Origin of the sequence: Stenotrophomonas sp. Marseille-Q5258, from assembly GCF_946900935.1 — a bacterium.
Classification (GTDB): Bacteria; Pseudomonadota; Gammaproteobacteria; order Xanthomonadales; family Xanthomonadaceae; genus Stenotrophomonas; species Stenotrophomonas nematodicola.
On record NZ_CAMPPN010000005.1, the window covers coordinates 17,346 to 34,949 of the forward strand.

General features: G+C 68.1%; 18 protein-coding genes. All 18 read right to left on the reverse strand.

Features of this window, described 5'->3' with window-relative positions:
* Positions 1-7: 7 nt before the first annotated feature.
* The 18 genes from OC534_RS03335 to OC534_RS03420 all read right to left on the reverse strand — a co-directional run bounded on the left by OC534_RS03335 (position 8) and on the right by OC534_RS03420 (position 17,524).
* Complete coding sequence (locus tag OC534_RS03335) at positions 8-523, reverse strand: flagellar basal body-associated FliL family protein (protein WP_082316394.1); 516 nt, start codon at positions 521-523, stop codon at positions 8-10.
* Positions 524-646: 123 nt separating this feature from the next.
* Entirely contained in the window at positions 647-1,774 is a 1,128-nt protein-coding gene (locus tag OC534_RS03340; RefSeq protein WP_262071364.1) for a flagellar hook-length control protein FliK, read from the reverse strand.
* Positions 1,771-2,229 carry a flagellar export protein FliJ gene (gene fliJ / locus OC534_RS03345; RefSeq protein ID WP_166472956.1) on the reverse strand — a complete coding sequence of 153 codons (459 nt, stop codon included), beginning with the start codon at positions 2,227-2,229 and terminating at the stop codon, positions 1,771-1,773. The genes OC534_RS03340 and fliJ overlap by 4 nt, the downstream gene beginning before the upstream one ends.
* 3 nt (positions 2,230-2,232) lie before the next feature.
* The gene (locus OC534_RS03350; RefSeq protein ID WP_136004072.1) at positions 2,233-3,615 is read right to left on the reverse strand and encodes a FliI/YscN family ATPase; all 1,383 of its coding nucleotides are present in this window, start codon (positions 3,613-3,615) and stop codon (positions 2,233-2,235) included.
* Positions 3,612-4,247 (reverse strand): FliH/SctL family protein, encoded by a 636-nt coding sequence (locus OC534_RS03355; RefSeq protein WP_017354519.1) that lies wholly within the window; start codon positions 4,245-4,247, stop codon positions 3,612-3,614. The genes OC534_RS03350 and OC534_RS03355 overlap by 4 nt, the downstream gene beginning before the upstream one ends.
* On the reverse strand, positions 4,244-5,230 hold the full coding sequence (gene fliG, locus OC534_RS03360) for a flagellar motor switch protein FliG (protein ID WP_026070521.1): 987 nt from the start codon (positions 5,228-5,230) through the stop codon (positions 4,244-4,246). The genes OC534_RS03355 and fliG overlap by 4 nt, the downstream gene beginning before the upstream one ends.
* A gap of 10 nt (positions 5,231-5,240) precedes the next feature.
* On the reverse strand, positions 5,241-6,884 hold the full coding sequence (fliF, locus tag OC534_RS03365) for a flagellar basal-body MS-ring/collar protein FliF (protein ID WP_017354517.1): 1,644 nt from the start codon (positions 6,882-6,884) through the stop codon (positions 5,241-5,243).
* Positions 6,885-6,896: 12 nt separating this feature from the next.
* On the reverse strand, positions 6,897-7,259 hold the full coding sequence (gene fliE, locus OC534_RS03370; RefSeq protein WP_017354516.1) for a flagellar hook-basal body complex protein FliE: 363 nt from the start codon (positions 7,257-7,259) through the stop codon (positions 6,897-6,899).
* Positions 7,260-7,563: 304 nt separating this feature from the next.
* Positions 7,564-9,057: a sigma-54 dependent transcriptional regulator gene (locus tag OC534_RS03375; protein WP_017354515.1), complete on the reverse strand. Its 1,494-nt coding sequence runs from the start codon at positions 9,055-9,057 to the stop codon at positions 7,564-7,566.
* Positions 9,054-9,431 carry a response regulator transcription factor gene (locus OC534_RS03380; protein WP_026070520.1) on the reverse strand — a complete coding sequence of 126 codons (378 nt, stop codon included), beginning with the start codon at positions 9,429-9,431 and terminating at the stop codon, positions 9,054-9,056. Before OC534_RS03380 ends, OC534_RS03375 begins: the two co-directional genes overlap by 4 nt.
* Positions 9,432-9,444: 13 nt before the next feature.
* Positions 9,445-10,854, reverse strand: coding sequence for an RNA polymerase factor sigma-54 (gene rpoN, locus OC534_RS03385; RefSeq protein WP_136004078.1), 1,410 nt, complete (start codon positions 10,852-10,854; stop codon positions 9,445-9,447).
* 264 nt (positions 10,855-11,118) lie between these two features.
* On the reverse strand, positions 11,119-11,751 hold the full coding sequence (locus OC534_RS03390) for a response regulator transcription factor (RefSeq protein WP_166472958.1): 633 nt from the start codon (positions 11,749-11,751) through the stop codon (positions 11,119-11,121).
* A gap of 87 nt (positions 11,752-11,838) precedes the next feature.
* Entirely contained in the window at positions 11,839-12,420 is a 582-nt protein-coding gene (locus tag OC534_RS03395) for a PilZ domain-containing protein (protein ID WP_262071365.1), read from the reverse strand.
* Entirely contained in the window at positions 12,417-12,725 is a 309-nt protein-coding gene (locus OC534_RS03400) for a hypothetical protein (protein ID WP_017354510.1), read from the reverse strand. The genes OC534_RS03395 and OC534_RS03400 overlap by 4 nt, the downstream gene beginning before the upstream one ends.
* Complete coding sequence (fliS, locus tag OC534_RS03405) at positions 12,725-13,141, reverse strand: flagellar export chaperone FliS (protein WP_017354509.1); 417 nt, start codon at positions 13,139-13,141, stop codon at positions 12,725-12,727. Before fliS ends, OC534_RS03400 begins: the two co-directional genes overlap by 1 nt.
* 139 nt (positions 13,142-13,280) lie before the next feature.
* Positions 13,281-14,663, reverse strand: a complete 1,383-nt coding sequence (fliD, locus tag OC534_RS03410) for a flagellar filament capping protein FliD (RefSeq protein ID WP_136004080.1) — start codon at positions 14,661-14,663, stop codon at positions 13,281-13,283.
* Between the two features lie 451 nt (positions 14,664-15,114).
* The gene (locus tag OC534_RS03415; RefSeq protein ID WP_136004082.1) at positions 15,115-16,287 is read right to left on the reverse strand and encodes a flagellin; all 1,173 of its coding nucleotides are present in this window, start codon (positions 16,285-16,287) and stop codon (positions 15,115-15,117) included.
* Between the two features lie 79 nt (positions 16,288-16,366).
* The gene (locus OC534_RS03420; protein WP_153164161.1) at positions 16,367-17,524 is read right to left on the reverse strand and encodes a flagellin; all 1,158 of its coding nucleotides are present in this window, start codon (positions 17,522-17,524) and stop codon (positions 16,367-16,369) included.
* Between the last annotated feature and the right edge of the window lie 80 nt (positions 17,525-17,604).

Genomic DNA, 17,604 nt, shown 5'->3' on the forward strand with positions numbered 1-17,604 from the left:
CATGCCCTTACTGGGTCACGAAACTGGTGAACAGCAGTTCGTCCACGCCCTTGGTCCCGGTCTCGGCCTTGAGCAGCTTCTGCACTTCGGCCAGCGAGTCGGCCTGCAGGCGCTCCTTGCCGGCGCGGTCGGCGATCTGCGCCGGCTCGACCTGCGAGAACAGCATCAGCAGCTTGGCGCGGATGGCCGGGGCGTGAACCTTGATCGCTTCCATCGCGGCCGGATCGCGGGTCATCAGCTGCACCTCCACCTGCAGGTAGCGCGGACCGTCGAAGGACCCGTTGAGGTTGACCACGAACGGCGGCTCCAGGCCGAAGTACTGCGCCGGGGCCGGCACGCCCTTGCTGGCGGTGGCCTTGGCCGGCTTTTCGTCGTGCTTGGACTGGGTGAAGTACCACACACCACCTCCGGCGGCACCGGCGGCGAGCACCGCAACCAGGGCGGTGATCAGAAGCGGACTGCGCGGCTTGGCGGCCTTGTCCTTTTCGGCGGATTTCTTGGTTTTGTCGGCGGCTGCGGCCACGGGGGGAAGCTCCATTGGATTGCTTCCTGGCTACATGCAAACGCTGTGCCTGAATGGCCCCGGCTGCGGTCGCCGGAAAATTGACGGGGGTGCGCACCGGCCGTTGGCCGGTACGCATACGCCTCACGCGTAGGCGTCGACCAGCCCACGCTGGCGCATCAGCTGCGCCGGGGAAACGGTGGCGTCCGCCAGTGACGGTTCGCCGTCGTCACCAGCGAGGCCGGAGCGACCGTCGCCAGCCTTGCCGTCCTGGGCGGTCTGCTGCTGGCCCACGTCGGCGTTGCCCAGCTGGAAGCCCTGCTCGTTGAGCATCTCGCGCAGGCGCGGCAGGCTGCTTTCCAGCGCGTGGCGGACGTCGGCGTGCGCACTGGTGAAGGACGCATGCACCTTGTCGCCGTCCAGGTGCAGACGTACGTCGATCGGGCCCAGGTCGTCCGGGGTGATCCTCATGTGCGCGTGACCGATCTTCTGGTCGGCCAGCCAGCCGATGCGTGCGCCGACAGCGTCTTCGAAGTCGTCGCCGCCCAGGTGGGGGGTGGCCGTCGGCGCCCCGGTGAAGGGGGCCGCGGGGGCTGAGGTCTTCAGCTCGACCGCAGCGTTCAGCGCGTGCAGGAGGGGCGTCGGCGGCGCATCGGCTCCGTCGCCAGCGGCGGTGATCGCATCGGTAACGGTCTTCAACAGTTCCGCGTCGGGGGTCGGCTCGGCATCAACCGGGAGCAGCAGCGCGGCTGGACCGGTGCCGGCATCGGCGGGCACGGCGAGAGGGCCGGTCGGGGCCCCCGTTGCCGCTGCAGGTGCCACCACGGCGCCGGGCAGGGTGGTTGTGGCCGTCGTGGTCGGCGGCGGGACGCTGGGCTGCGGCTCGACGCCGGCCAGCGCCAGGCCGGCCAGCCCGAGCGGTGGCCACGGTGCGGTGTCAGCCGGGTCGGTGCTGTCCTGCGCATCAGGCGTCGACGGGGTGCTGGCGGTCGCCTCGCTGGCGGTGTCGCCGTCGGTCGGGGGAGGCGTTTCGCGGCTGCCGCGTGTGGGGCGGTCGGCGCCGGTGCCGCGTCCGTCGTCGGCCGTCGGCGTGGCTGGCGCGGGCTTGCCGTCGCTGGCGCCGACGCGCTTGGCGCTGCCCGCGTCGTTCTTGAGCAGGGTGTCAAAGTCCCGGCGCGCGTCACCGTCACCGGTCCCGCTGCGCGGGGTGCCACCGCTCTTGCCGGCGGTAGCGGTGGCGGGGCTTCCGCCGAGCACGGAGGCGGGCGTCACGGCGCGCCTCCGTTGTCGCCGTCGCCGCGCTGCGCCTGGCGGCTGCGGCGCGCGCCGATGTCATCCATCTCGCGCTGGTCGCGGCGGTCGGTCAGCACTTTTTCCTGCGCCCGGTAGCTGGCGGCCAGCTGTTCCAGCACCTGCTTGTCGCGGCTGGCCAGGACCAGGCGTGCGCGCTCGGCCTCGACCTTCTCGCGGTTGGTGTCCACGGTCTGGCGCTGCTGCGCGACGGCGCTGTCCAGGCGGTCCAGGAAGGCGCGGCGGTTCATCAGCTGGGCCGGACTGGTGGCCGCCATCTGGGCGCTGGCGTATTCCTCGGCGTAGCGACGCAGTTCGTCCAGGCGCGACAGATGGGTGTCGAGCATGCGCTGGCGCTCGGCCAGATCACGGGCGACCTCGTCTTCGTGGTCCTGGGCGCGCTTGAGCAGGGGGTCGATTCGCTTGGACTGGATCATGGCTTAAGTCTCTGGTTCCACCAGCCGCTTCAGTGCGGCCTGGCTGTGCGGCAGGTCGGCTGCCTTGCCGACGTCCTGGCCGAGGAATTCAACGATGTCCGACCAGCGTTCCAGTGCTTCGTCGGTAGCGGGGTCGTTGCCGCGCTGATAGGCGCCGATGGCGATCAGGTCGCGGTTGGTCGAGTACGCCGAGATCAGACGCTTGAGCTTGCGGATGCGCAGGCGCCACGGTTCATCGGCGATTTCCGTGACCACGCGGCTGACCGAGGACTCCACGTCGATGGCCGGGTACAGACCGCTGTCGGCGACGCGGCGCGAGAGCAGGATGTGGCCGTCGAGAATGGCACGCGCCGCATCGGCGATCGGGTCCTGCGGATCATCGCCTTCGGTCAGCACGGTGTAGAACGCGGTGATCGAGCCGCGCCCCTTGGCACCATTGCCGGCGCGCTCGACCAGGGCCGGCAGCTTGGCGAACACCGACGGCGGGTAGCCACGTGTGGTCGGCGGCTCACCGACCGACAGGCCGATCTCACGCTGGGCCTGTGCGAAGCGGGTCAGTGAATCCATCAGCAGCAGGACATTCAGGCCCTGGTCGCGGAACCACTCGGCAATGGCGGTGGCGCGGTAGGCACCGTGCAGACGGGCGAGCGGAGGCCGGTCGGCCGGGCTGGCCACGACCACGGCGCGGCGCAGCCCCTCTTCGCCAAGCGTGGTTTCGACAAAGTCGCGCACTTCGCGGCCACGCTCGCCGATCAGGCCAACCACGATCACGTCAGCGGCGGTGTAGCGGGTCATCATGCCCAGCAGGGTGGATTTGCCCACGCCGGAGCCGGCGAACAGACCCACGCGCTGGCCACGGCCGATCGGCAGCAGCGCGTTGATGGCGCGGACGCCGACGTCAAGCGGCTGGGTGATCGGCTCGCGCGCCAGCGGGTTGATCGAGACGCCGGCCATGCCCACGGTTCCTTCGGCACGGATCGGGCCCTTGCCGTCCAGCGGCACGCCGTCGCTGTCGATGACGCGTCCGAGCAGGCCTTCGCCCACTTCCACGCCACCCCGTCCCAGTGCAGGGATCACGCGGGCATTCGGCAGCAGGCCGTGCAGCTCGGCGCTGGGCATCAGATAGGTACGTTCGCCGGCGAAGCCGACCACTTCGGCATCCACCCAGCCGCCGTCCATGACTTCGACCTTGCAGCTGGCGCCCAGCGGCGATTCGCAGCCCACCGCTTCCAGGGTCAGGCCCACCGCGCGGCGCAGCACGCCTTCGCGGATGAGGCCGCGCCCGTGCGCGGTATCTGGCTGGATGCCGTCCAGCCGAGCGGCCAGCCGCAGGTTGCGCGCGGCGGCCCAGTCGGCGGCGGGCGCGGGAACGGTGTCGGTACTCATGCGCTGGCTCCAGCCTTGCGGATCACCGCATCGAGCGCGCCGCGCAGGCGGGCTTCCAGGGTGCCGTCGATGCGCACGGCCTCGGCATGGACGCGCAGATCGCCGCGGCTCAGGCTGAGGTCCGGGCTGAGCCGCTGGTGCGGGGCCAGCTGCAGCAGCGGGGTCAAGGCGGCGATATCGTCCGGGTGCAGGCGCACTTCCACCTCGCGCGTGGCCCCGCCGACCGCATCGATGGCTTCGCCGACCAGTTGCGCGAGCAGCGCCGGGTCGGCCTCATAGGCACGCCCGACGAGCGTGCCGGCAATGCGGACCGCAAGTTCGCCGAGCGCGGCCACCACTTCATTCTCCAGCCGCACCAGCGGCCGGCTGAAGTTGTCGAGGATGCCTTCGATCTGCGCCGCCAGGCGGCGCACTTCGGCCTGGCCCTGGGCCTGCCCGTCGGCGTGGCCGCGCTCGAAGCCGTCCTTCTCGGCCTCGTCCTGGATCTGTTGGATCTCCTCCAGCGTCGGCAGCTGCAGGACCGGCTCCGGTTCGTGCTCCGGATCGGGCCCGGTGAGTTCGACGGTCTCCTCCACCGGCGGTTCGGGAACCGCCAGCAGGTCCGGGGCGAGCCAGCGCACGGCGTTGTTCACAGCATTGCCTCCGCGTTGCCGCCGATGGTGACGGTGCCTTCATCGGCCATGCGCTTGACGATCGCCAGGATCTCGCGCTGCGCGGTTTCCACATCCGACAGGCGCACCGGGCCACGGGCTTCCATGTCTTCGAGCAGGATCTCGGCGGCACGCTGGGACATGTTGCGGGTGATCTTGTCGCGCACCTTGATGTCGGCGCCGCGCAGGGCCAGGCCCAGGCGCTCGCCGCTGACTTCACGCAGCACCAGCTGCAGTTCGCGGTCTTCCAGGTCCACCAGATCGTCGAACACGAACATCAGGTCCTGGATGCGCCCGGACAGCGGCGCGTCGATGCGCGCGATCTCGCCGAGAATCGCCTGGTCCTGGCCGCTGTCCATGAAGTTGAGGATGTTGGCGGCGCACTGGACGCCGCCGATGTTGGACGACTTCAGGTTCTGGTTGCCGGCGAACTGGCGCTCCATGATCTCGTTGAGTTCGTTGAGCGCGTTCGGCGGAATGCCGTCCAGGGTGGCGATGCGCAGCAGCACATCCACCCGGGTACGGTCGGGCAGCAGCTTGAGCGCGTCGGCGGCCTGGTCGGTTTCCAGGTGCGCCATCACGATCGCGATGATCTGCGGGTGCTCGTTGCGCACCAGGTCGGCCACGGCACGCGGGTCCATCCACTTCAGCGCGTCCAGGCCGGTGGTGTTGCGGCCGAGCAGGATGCGGTCGATCAGATTGCCGGCCTTCTCGCTGCCCAGTGCCTGCACCAGCATGTTGCGGATGTAGTCGTCCGACCCGACACCGAGCGAGGTCTTGGAGCCCAGCTCGCTGCCGAACTGATCCATCACGCGCTCGACCTGCTCACGGGTGATATCGGTCATCGTCGCCATCGCGATACCGATCTTCTGCACTTCCTTGGGTTCCATGTGGCGCAGCACTTCGGCTGCGTCCAGTTCGCCCAGCGACAGCAGCAGCACGGCGGCGCGCTGCACACCGGTCAGGGGAGGGGCGTCAGTCATTGGCCACCCAGCCCTTGACGACCTGCGCCACACGCTTGGAATCGGTCTTTACAGCTTCACGCGCCATGCGCAGTCGTTCCTCGTAGGAGTCCACCGGCAATGCCAGCGTTTCATGTCCGCCCGCGTGGTTGCGATCGTTGCCCAGCGCGGGCAGCGCATCGCCGTCCTCGACCAGGTGTACGTCGGCGCCATGCGGTTCCAGTTCGTCTTCATCCGGCTTGCTGGCCGTGCCGGTGATCGAGCGCAGCGCCGGGCGCAGCACGCCGAACACCAGCGCCAGCACCACGATCGCGCCGAGCAGCAGACGCAGGCCGTCCTGCACCTGGGGCAGTTCCCACCACTTCGGGCCCTCGACCGGGGTGACCTCACGGACGAAGGGCGCGTTCATCACCGATACGGTGTCGCCACGCTCGGCATCAAAGCCGACCGCCTGCTTGACCAGGGCTTCAACGCGGGTCAGCTCGGCCGCCGACAGCGGCTGCTCGGTGGTTTTGCCGTTGGCGCCGGCGCGCGGCACGTTGTCCAGCAGCACGGCCACCGACACGCGCTTGATCCGGCCGGCCGGCTGGCGGGTGTGCTGCAGGGTGCGGTCCAGCTCGTAGTTGCGGGTCGCGTTCTTGGACGACTCGGTCGGTGCCTGTGCGGTGGCCGGTGCCGCCGCCGGTCCCGGCGGGGTGTTGCTGGTGGCGCCCGGAATGCCCTGCGGCCCCGGCACGTTGCTGCTGTTTTCGCTCAGTTGTTCGCTGCGCAGTTTCTGCGGCTCGCCGTTGTACAGCTCGCGGGCTTCTTCGATGACCGAGAAGTCCATGTCCACGCTGACTTCCGGATTGACCCGGCCCGGGCCGGTCATCGGCTCCAGCAGTTCGCGGATGCGCTGGTTGAACGAGGTTTCCTGGCGGCGCACCTGTTCGAACTGCGCGGCATTCATCGCCGCATCGCTGTTCGGATCGGACACGCTCAGCATCCGGCCGCTCTGGTCCACCACCGTCACCCGTTCCGGCGCCAGGTCGGGGATGCTGGCGGCGACCATGTGCACGATGGCATCGATCTGCCCCCGCTCAAGCTGCTGGCCGCCACGCAGTTCCAGCACCACCGAGGCACTGGCCACATCGCGCTGGCGGGTGAAGGCGCTCGGCTTGGGAATGGCCAGGTGCACGCGCGAATCGCGCACCGGGCGCAGGGTGTTGATGGTGCGCGACAGCTCGGTTTCCAGCGAATGCTGGTAGCGGGCGTTCTCCATGAACTGGCTGACGCCGAAGCCCGGATCGCGTTCCATCAGCTCGAAGCCGAGCCGGCCGCTGTCGGTGAGCCCGGAGCCGGCCAGCTTCAGTCGGGCATCGTGCAGGTTCTTTTCCGGCACGGTGATGCCGCCGGTGGCGGCATCCAGCTCGAACGGAATCTGCGCGGCGCGCAGCAGGTCGGTGGCTTCGGCGGTGGCCTTCTGGTCCAGCCCGGTGTACAGCGGCACCATGCCGGGCTTCTGCGACCAGAAGAACACGAACAGACCTGCCGCCACGGCCACGGCGATCATCGCCATCAGTCCGAGCCGACGGGTGATCTGCAGGCTTTGCAGCCGGTCGAACCACTGGCCCGCCTTCTCGGCGTTCAGGGATTCCTTGGTAAGCGACAGGGCCATGCGTTTCTATCCTTACAGCGGCATGTTCATCACGTCCTGGTAAGCCTGGACGAGACGGTTGCGGACTTCCACGGTGGCGCGGAAGGCGATCTGGGACTGCTGCGAGGCGACCATGACCTTGGCAAGGTCGGCGCTGGGATCGCCCAGCTCGAAGGCCTTGGCCAGGGCGCCGGATTTCTGCTGTGCGTCGTTGACGCCGGCGATGGCGCCACGCAGCGTTTCGGTGAAGCTCGGGCCCTGGACTTCCTGCGGCGATACCAGCCCCTGGATGGCATTGCTCTTCGGCGCTTCCGTCAGCGGACTGACGGCCGACTGACCCATCTGGGTCTGGAAGGAACGGATCTGGGAAAGGACGGAGGTAACGGAGTGCGACATCTGGAACGTTCCGAATCTGGGGATGGGGTTTCGAGTGAATACGTTGCAAGCCCCGTGCCGAAACCGGCCATTGGTTCAGTTTTGTCGTGGTGGCGGGCACTTACGCATTCAGCGCGGCGTTGATCTCCCGTGCCGGGTCGTGGCGGTGCGACGGAATGTCGCTCCGGCGCGATGGCGCGGTGACCGGCGTCGGATGCCCGGCGTCGGAAAACCGGCGGGCACCCCCGCGAGGCGTCGCGATGGCCCCGGAACGCAGAAGCCCGGGACGGGCCCGGGCTTCAAGGGTGCGGTGACCGTCGGTGGATCAGCTGGCCAGTTCGGTGTGGTCGCGCTCGATACCGTACTTGCGCAGCTTCTCCACCAGCGTGGTGCGGCGCAGGCCGAGCAGCTGGGCGGCGTGGGCAACCACGCCCTGGGTGCGCTCCAAGGCTTCGTTGATGAGGTTCAGTTCGATGTTGGCCATGTGGTTGCGCAGGTCCAGTCCGGCGTCGGGCAGGGCCGGCGCACGGGTGACCGGCCCGATGCTGTTCTCCAGCGGCGCGGTATTGCCCGGTGCCGGGGTATGGAAGGAGAAGCTGCGCAGGTCCAGACGTTCGTCCGCTGCCGGCGCCGGCGCGGCGGCGGGAACGGCGGCCGGGCTGAAGTCGCCGCGGTAGCGGGCGGGCAGGTCCTGCACGCGCACGTTGCCGCCCGGATGCAGCACGGCCAGGCGCTCGACCAAGTTGGTCAGCTCGCGCACGTTGCCCGGCCACTCGTAGCTGGCCAGCGCCTGCAGGGCCTCGGCGCTGAAGCGCACTTCACCGCGGCCGGTACGGGCCAGCTGACCGGCGATGGTGGTGACCAGCGCCGGCAGGTCCTCGCTGCGCTCACGGAGTGCCGGCACGTCGATCGGAAACACGTTGAGACGGTAGAACAGATCCTCGCGGAACTTGCCGTCGGCGATGCGTGACTCCAGGTCGCGATGGGTGGCGGCGATCACCCGCACATTGCAGCGGATGGTCTGGTTGCCACCGACGCGCTCGAAACTGCGCTCCTGCAGCACGCGAAGCAGCTTGACCTGCATCGGCAGGCTCATGTCGCCGATCTCGTCGAGCAGCAGGGTGCCGCCCTCGGCCATCTCGAACCGACCCTTGCGCGCGCTCAGCGCACCGGTGAACGCGCCTTTTTCGTGACCGAACAGTTCGCTCTCGAGCAGGTCGGCCGGGATCGCACCGCAGTTGATGGCCACGAACGGACCATCGCGGCGCGGCGAGCGCTGGTGGATCGAACGCGAGACCACTTCCTTGCCGGTACCCGATTCGCCCAGCACCAGCACGGTGGTGTCGAACGCGGCCACCTGGTCGATCATCTGGCGCAACGCACTCACGGCAGCGCCGTCGCCGGTCGGGCCCTGTTCCTGCACGGCACCGGCCTGGTGCTCGGCATCGAGGCGCTTGAGGCTGGCGCGGCGCAGCAGGCCTTCCATCTGCGCATGGCGCAGCGGTGCTTCCAGCGGCCACACAGTGGCTTCGTGCAGGCCGTGCTGCCGGGCGAATGCGGTGGTATCCCCATCGATCAGCATCACCGGCGGCGGCAGCGAGCTGCGCCCCAGCCAGGCGAACAGGGCGTCGCTGCGCTCATTGGCGTCCAGCGCACCGACGATCACCGCCATCCAGTCGTTCTGGCGGTGGCGGGCGGTGTCGATGTCAGCCGCGTCGGCCACCCAGCGCGGGTTGAAGTCCATGAATTCCAGCAGGGCGACGGTGCGTTCGGCGCGGACGGCGTCGTTGTCCAGTACCAGGATGCGCGACTCACTCATGATCCATTCCCCTTCAGGCCTTCCAGGATCGGCATGACTTCCTGGATGTAGGACAGCTTGCTGACGAAGTTGTCGGCGCCGGCGCGCAGCGCGTGTTCACGGTGTTCGGCGTCATCGAAGTGGCTGGCGATGACGATGTACGGTGCGTCGTCCTGCGACTTGATCAGGCGGGTGGCCTGCAGGCCGCCCATTTCGGGCATGGCCAGGTCCATCAGCACCACCTTCGGGCGCAACGACTCGGAGCGCTCGATGGCCTCCAGGCCATTGCCGGCGCTGCCGATCACGTCCAGCCAGTCGACCTTGCGGAAGTGGCGCATGGCGGCGTTGATGAAGCCCTCGTGGTCGTCGACCAGCAGGACGGTGAGCTTGTTCATGTCGTTCATTCCTTCAGCCCACCCGGGCCAGCTGCGGAGCCCTGGCATTGGCCCGGCGACGTTCACGCGCCGGGGCGATGTCCAGTTGTTCGCGGTATTTTGCAACGGTACGGCGGGCGATGTTCACGCCCTGGCGCGACAGCAGGCCGGCGATGGCCTCGTCGGCCAGCGGCCGGCCGGCCGGTTCGGCGTCGATCAGGCGCCGGACCATCGCCTTTACCGCCTGCCCGGAGACGCTGGCGCCTTCCAGCCGTACCGCGAAGAAGTGCTTCAGCTCCAGCGTGCCACGCGGGGTCTGCAGGTACTTGCCGGTGGTGATGCGCGATACCGTGGATTCGTGCATGCCGATCGCATCGGCCACTTCCTTCAGGGTCAGCGGCGCCATCGCCTCTTCGCCGCGGGTCAGGAAGCCGGCCTGGCGCTCGATGATCACCCGTGCGGTGCGCAGCAGGGTGTCGTAGCGCATGGACAGGCCGCGGGTCAGCCAGCGGGCTTCCTGCAGCATGTCGCGCAGCGGCTGGGCGCCGTCGCCGGCCTCGCCCAGTGCCTGTTCGTAGTGCGGGTTGATGCTCAGGCGGCGGCTGGTGGCCGGGTTGAGGGCCACGCGCCACTGCCCGTCGGCATGCCAGGCGACGACGTCGGGGATGACCGCGCCGTTGGTATCCGGCAGCAGGCTTTCGCCCGGGCGCGGCTGCAACGAGAGGATCAGGCGTACCGCTTCGTGGATGTCGGCGATCTCCGCGTCCAGTTCGCGCGCCAGCGCGGCGTAGTCGTGGGTCGCCAGGGTGACCAGGCCCTCATCGAGCACGCGCAGGGCCAGGTGCCGGGCCGGCACGCGGCCGGGCAGGGCGCGCAGCTGCACGCACAGGCACTCGTGCAGGTCCTGTGCAGCCAGGCCGACCGGGTCGCCGTGCAGGATGTACTGGCGGACCGCTTCGACCCCCTCGGCATCCACGTCGCAGAGTGCACTGGCCAGCAGTTGCAGCTGTGCGAGAGGTGCGTCCAGGTAGCCGGCATCGTCGCAGTGTTCCAGCCAGAAGGCGGCCACGGCCAGTTCGCGCGGTGCCAGCTCCAGCGACAGCCGCTGCAGGGCGCGCAGCTGGGGGTCGCTGGACTCGCCGGCGGCCACACGCTGCATGCGGTCATCGTCGCCGTCCTGCCAGCTGCTGCCGGCCACGTCCCACATCGAGCTTTCCGGCAGCTCGTCGAACGCGGCCACGTCCTGGGTGGCGGCGGCGACGTCGGTGGTATCGGCACGCTCTTCGGCGGCCTCGTCCAGTTCGAGCAGCGGGTTGGTCTCCAGCGCACGCTGGATCTCCAGCTCAAGCTGCATGCCGTTGAGCTGCAGCAGTCGGATCGACTGCAGCAGTTGCGGTGTGAGGTGAAGCTGCTGACCCATCTGGGTCGAAAGATTGGCTTTCAAGTCCGTTCCCCGTCGGCGCCGACTCCCCGGCGCGATCTGGAACACATCTTGCTTCTGTTCCGGCAGCACCGGAATCAGGGGGTTCCTGAGTGGGGTCGTCAAACTCCCGACAGCGTGTAGGGATTCTCCTGACAAGTGTCGGGTTATTTGACGCTGTCTGTGCCGTTCCGGGGGCTCTGGCCAAGGCGGAAGGGGGGAGGCTGGTTCAATAAATCGACGCGGGAACGCGGGCAGGACGCCTGGCGACGGAGAGCCGTCGCCGGTCTACTCCAGTTCGTGCTGGTGGCGGGCGGCCAGCAGCAGCAGATCGTTGGCGCGGCGGCAGCCCAACGACTCCATCATGCGGGCGCGGTGGGTTTCCACGGTCTTGACGCTGATGCCGAGGTCGGCCGCGATTTCCTTGTTGCTTTCGCCCTTGCCGATCTGACGCAGGATTTCGCGCTGGCGGGGCGACAGCGCCGCAATGCCGACCGGCTTCTCGCGGCCGAGCATCGGCGCGAGCATCTTGGCCGAGATCTGCGGGCTGAGGAACACCTGGCCGGCATGTGCGGCGCGCAGGGCCAGTTCCAGTTCCTGCGGGGCGGCATCCTTGACCACGAACCCGACCGCACCGCGATCAAGCGCATCGCGCACGTGCACGGCATCGTCATGCATGGTCATCATCACCACCCGCGAGCCCGGCGCGCGCAGCAGGATGTCGCTGAGCGCCTCCAGACCGGTACGGCCGGGCAGGGACAGGTCCATCAGGATCACGTCCGGTGAATGCTGCACGGCCATCTGCAGGGCCTGCTCTGCATTGCTGGCATCGGCGACCACCTCCACGCCGGCAAAGCCCTGCAGCAGGCGGCCGAGGCCGGCGCGGACCAGGGTGTGATCGTCGACGATGAGAACGCGCACAGGCAGGCAGGGAAGCGGGGGATGCGCCACCTTAACGGAGTGGCGTGAAACCGCCAAGGTCCATCGGTAACGGTCGGGACCGTATGGTCAGCGCAGACGGCGTGCTTCGGCGATCTGGCGGCGATGCAGGCGGAACAGATGGCGCTCCAGCGCCATCTCCAGGCCATCGCTCAGCCCTTCGAAACGCAGCCAGAGGTAATGGGCCCCCGAGCCGTTGGCCGCCTCGGCCAGTACCGCTACCGGCAGATCGATGTGGTCGGGCAACCAGTCACACGGCTGCAGGCGGATCACGCCGAGGGCAGCGGGGCTGGCGCCGCTGCGCACGCCCAGTTCCAGGCGGATGCCGCGCCGGGACCAGCGCAGCGGGCGCAGGGGCAGGTCCTGGGTCTGCTGGCGGACCAGGCGGCCCAGCAGCACCATCGTCAGGTCGAGCTTGGCTTCCAGCCGCTGCAGCTGCAGGGTGGCGTCGCCACGCTCGTCGTGCCCGTCGTCGCCGCGCGAGTCTTCCACCAGCGCCACGCTGCGCAGCAGCGTCTCGGCGCTGCCGGGACGGATCACCGCCGTGCCCAGGCGGAACTCGGCGGGCAGCGCGACCTCGCAGCTCAGCGTCTCATCGAACAGCTCGCTTTCGGCCGGGTGATGGATGGCTGCCGCGCGCTCGTCGTTCATGCCAGCGACTCTGCGGTGAGGTAGGCATGGGCGGCGCGGTTGGCGCTTGCGCCGTGGCGCACGTGGCGGCCGGCTTCGTCGCGCTGGCTCATCATCATTACCATGATGCGTTGTTGACGGCCCTCCAGGGCGCTCAGGCCAGCCACGTCGTCCAGCGCACCGGGCATGGCCAGGAACCGCGCCTGGTTGAGGTGCAGCCTGTCCAGACAGTCGCCGGCACGCTCGTGGTCGTCGGCCAGCAGCGCGGTTTCCAGCGCGTCCAGCTCGGCGTTGAGGTGCGCCAGCGTGAGCAGGGTGTCAGCCATTACACCGCTGCCTGCGCAGGCACCCGCTGGTCGCGCGGGATCGCGTTCCAGGCGGCGTCGATCTCGCCCAGCAGCTCCAGCGATTCACGCAGGGCGTCCGGGTCGTTGTGCAGATTGGCTTCGGTCAGCCGCTGCATCACGTAGTCATACAGCGCCGACAGGTTGGCGGCGATTTCGCCGCCGGCCTCGTGGTCGAGCGAGCCGTTGAGGTGGCCGACAATCGCGCAGACTTCGCCGATCGCCTTGCCCTTGCGGGCCTGGTCGCCGCCTTCCAGGCAGGCCTGGGCCAGCCGCACGCGCTCCAGCGCGCCGGCCAGCAGCAGCGCCACCAGCTTGTGCGGATCGGCATCGCTGATCGCGCTCTGCACGCCGACCTGGCGGTACTGCTCGGTGAATTGACGGTTCGAACCGTACATCAATCATGTCTCCTTCGTGCGGGGCCGCATGCCTCGCGAGGTCTGCGGCACCGGGTGGAGTGCTGCGGCGGGTGATGCGTTGCTATCCATATCGGCAGCGGGCGCGCGCAACTTGAGTGGGTCTACGCGGGCGACGTGGTCAACCGGTGAGCTGGGACAACTGGCTGCTCAGGCTGCTCATGGTCTGGCTCATCTTGCCCATCAGCGCGTCCAGTGCCAGGAACTGCTTCTTGTACCGTTCTTCGACGCCGGTCATGCGCACATCCAGTGCCTTGCGACGCTTGTCGATGTCGGTGAGCGTGGCGTTGATGCTCTTGGTGCGCGATACGAAGGCACCTTCCTTGCCCACTGCGGTGCTGGTGTAGCCCTCGACCATGCTGAACAGCTTGGCGGCCGCGCCATCATCGCCCGTCAGGGCCTGGCGCACCGCGCCGGCCTGGTTGACCAGGGCCGCTTCGAACTTGGCACCATCCAGCACCAGGCTGCCATCGGCATTGGGGTAGGCGCGGGTCTGCAGCCCCAGTGTTTTCGGGTCCAGGCCGGCGGCGGCCAGGTCCTTGAGCACGCCGCCCATCATCGCGCGCAGCTGGCTGGAGGCGCCGCGCATCTGCGCATCGCCGGTCAGCGACGACGGCTCCTTGTTCTCGATGTCGTACTTGGTGGCCGTGTTGATGGCGCTGATGGCGCCGTTGTAAGCCGTCACGAAGTCCTGCATGACCTTGCGTGCGGCAGCCACGTCGGTGCTGACCGTCACGGTGCTGGCGCCGGTCTTCTTCAGGTTGAGGGTCAGGCCGGGCACCACGTCGGTGACGGTATTCTCGCTGGACACCACCTCCACGCCATCGATGGTGAGCTTGGCGTCTGCCGCCGGGGTGCGCTCGGACAGGCTGGCTGCCAGCGCGGTCAGGTCGGCGTTGCCGGCCCCTGCGCTGAGTTTGATGGCATTGGCGGTACCGGCTTTTTCCTGCGAGATGGACAGGAACTGGTTGTCGCCGGAGGCGATCAGGGTGGACTGCACGCCCAGGCTGCGCCCGGCCTTTTCGATCTTGGTGCGGATCGAGCTGAGGGTGTCATCGGCGTCGACCTGGATCTCCAGCGTCTTCTTCTTGTCACCCACGCCGACATCCAGCGTCAGGGTTCCGGCGCCGAAGGTCTTGGTCTTGGACACCGACGTGTCGGCGATCCACTTGTTGGCGGTGGCCAACTGGGTGACATTGATCTCGTGGTTGCCGGTCGCCGCGGCGTTGGTGCTGGAGACCGTCAGGATGTCGTCGGTGCCGCTCTTGGTGGCGCTGACCAGGCGGGCATCGAAGGCGGTGGAGGCCTTGAGCGTCTTGAGCGAGCTGGTCAGCAGGTCGAACGCGGACTTGACCGTGCCCACCGCCGACAGCTGCATCTTGGCCTTGGACTGCTGCAGGTTGAGGGCGTTGTCCGCCGGCTTGCGGTCGGCCGCGACCAGGCTGGCCACCATGCCGGAAATGTCCAGTCCGGAACCGATGCCACCATAACCAAAGTCAGCCACGTTGTTTCTCCTGTCTGTGTGCCGTCGCGGTCATACCGCGTGGCCGTGCCGTCAACGAATGTAGCGGCCGTAGCCGCCGGGTCTTTAGAACCACGTTGATGCAGGAGTTGTGCCACCGGCTCGGCGCGGAAGAATGGCACGCGCTTTGCAGGGGAATCGGGGCGGGACGCAGTACCGGTCCGGCCGGGGGTCTGTAAAAAACCCTCCTCCAATGTAGAGGAGGGCTCAGGCTACTGAAAAAGCGGGGGGAGACGAAGCCACCCGGGATGTTCAGTCAAACTAACCGCGCTGATAACGGTTCTGCCGCAGGGGCGGGCCATGTCCACGGGGATGTGGCTGCCGGGAGAGAGAATCCGGCGCATGGACATGGCCCGTTCCTGCGTGAGGTTTGAACGGATGTTTCGGGGTTTGCCCGCGCCGCCGGCTGTTGCCGGCGGCGTGGACGCGTGGATCAGCGCAGCAGGCTGAGCACGTTCTGCGGCACCTGGTTGGCCTGGGCCAGCATGGCCGTACCGGCCTGCTGCAGGATCTGGGTGCGGGTCAGCTCTGCGGTTTCCTTGGCGAAGTCGGTATCGCGGATGCGGCTGCGCGATGCGGACAGGTTCTCCGTGGAGGTCTGCAGGTTGGCAACCACCGAGGTGAAGCGGTTCTGGATGGCGCCAAGGTCGGCACGGGTGCTGTTGATCGCACCCAGGGCCTTGTCGACGATTTCCAGGGCCTGCTGGGCGCCCTTCACGGTGGACACGTCGATCGCATCGGCAAACTGCTTGGTGCCCATAGTGACGGTGCCGGCACCGTCCACGTCGGTCGAGAAGACCGTCGCGACGCCGTCTTTGTCCACGCTGTCCTTGACCGAGGTCAAGGTCACCGCGCCGGTGGCATCGGCTTCGGCGTAGACGCCGGTTTCGCCGATCTTGGCGTTGATGTGGGTGGCCAGCGCCTTGCCGGCGGCCGCTTCGTTCTGGGCGGCGGTGCCGACGCTCTTCACGTCCAGGGCGTCGAACTTGACTTCGGTGCCCTTGCTGTCGGTGATGCTGAAGGCATCGATGGCCACGTCGGTGTTGTTGGCGCCGGTCACCTTGGCCACGGTGGCGGTAGCGAACTGCGCGCCGCCCAGTGCGTTGGTCTTGGCGTCCACCACCTTGTCGATGGCGATGGCCTGGCCGGCGTTGGCACCGACCTGGAACAGCTGGCTGGAGAACGAGCCGTCCAGCAGCTTGGTGCCGTTGAAGTCGGACTGCTTGGCGACGCGGTCGATTTCGCTGACCAGCTGGGTCACTTCGGCCTGCAGGGCCTTGCGGTCGCTGGCCGAGTTGGTGGCGTTGGAGGCCTGCACCGACAGCTCGCGGACGCGCTGCAGGTTGTTGCCGATTTCGGTCAGCGAGCCTTCGGCGACCTGGGCCAGCGAGATGCCGTCGTTGGCATTGCGGATGGCCACGTCGGTGCCGCGGATCTGGGTGCCAAAGCGCTCGGAGATGGCCAGGCCGGCCGCGTCGTCCTTGGCGCTGTTGATGCGCGAACCGGACGACAGGCGCTGGATGGTGGTGGCCAGCGAGCTGCCGGAGGTGCTCAGGTTGCGCTGAGCATTCAACGACATCGTGTTGGTGTTGATGACTTGTGCCATGAGAATTCCTTCGGGTGTGCGTGGAGCGTGGTGCGGTGGAAGCGGCGCCGGTCGCCCGGCGCCTTCGATTCACGCAGGATCAGCGCAGCAGGCTGAGCACGTTCTGCGGCACCTGGTTGGCCTGGGCCAGCATGGCCGTACCGGCCTGCTGCAGGATCTGGGTGCGGGTCAGCTCTGCGGTTTCCTTGGCGAAGTCGGTATCGCGGATGCGGCTGCGCGATGCGGACAGGTTCTCCGTGGAGGTCTGCAGGTTGGCAACGACCGAGGTGAAGCGGTTCTGCACGGCGCCGAGGTCGGCACGGGTGTTGTTGATCGAGCTCAGCGCGTTGTCGACCAGCGACAGTGCCTTCTGCGCACCGGTCACGGTGGACACGTCCAGGTTGGCGACGTTGGCGGTGGTGACCACGGCATCGGCGGTCTGCGCAAAGCCGGCGGCGCCGGTCAGGGTGATGTCGGCGTCGGCCATTGCCACGCCGTCCTTGACCTGGGTGACCACGATCTTGCCGGTGTCGTCCAGCTCTGCCAGCACGCCGGTTTCGCCGAGCTTGGAGTTGATGGCGGTGACGGCAGCCTTGTTCTGGTCGGCCACGGTGGCGCCGCTCTTCAGTTCGATCTTGTCCAGGGTGACGGTGGCAGTGCCGACCTTGATGGTGCCGGTCAGGGTGGCATCAGCGGCCAGCGGCGCAGCCGCGTCGCCGACCTTGCCGGTGGCGAAGGTCGACGTACCCAGCTTGGCGGTCGTGGCGTCGACGATCTTGTCGATGGCAATCGCCTGGCCGGCGTTGGCACCGACCTGGAACAGCTGGCTGGAGAACGAGCCGTCCAGCAGCTTGGTGCCGTTGAAGTCGGACTGCTTGGCGACGCGGTCGATTTCGCTGACCAGCTGGGTCACTTCGGCCTGCAGGGCCTTGCGGTCGCTGGCCGAGTTGGTGGCGTTGGACGACTGCACCGCCAATTCACGGACGCGCTGCAGATTGTTGCCGATTTCGGTCAGCGAACCTTCGGCGACCTGGGCCAGCGAGATGCCGTCATTGGCATTGCGGATGGCCACGTCAGTGCCGCGGATCTGGGTGCCGAAACGCTCGGAGATGGCCAGGCCAGCGGCGTCGTCCTTGGCGCTGTTGATGCGCGAACCCGACGACAGGCGCTGGATGGTGGTGGCCAGCGAGCTGCCGCTGGTGCTCAGGTTGCGCTGAGCATTCAACGACATCGTGTTGGTGTTGATGACTTGTGCCATGGAAGTTCCTTCAGGCGTGGGTGGAGCGTTGGACGTCGGTATCGATGGCGGCGCCGGTCACACCGGCGCCGACAGGGCAG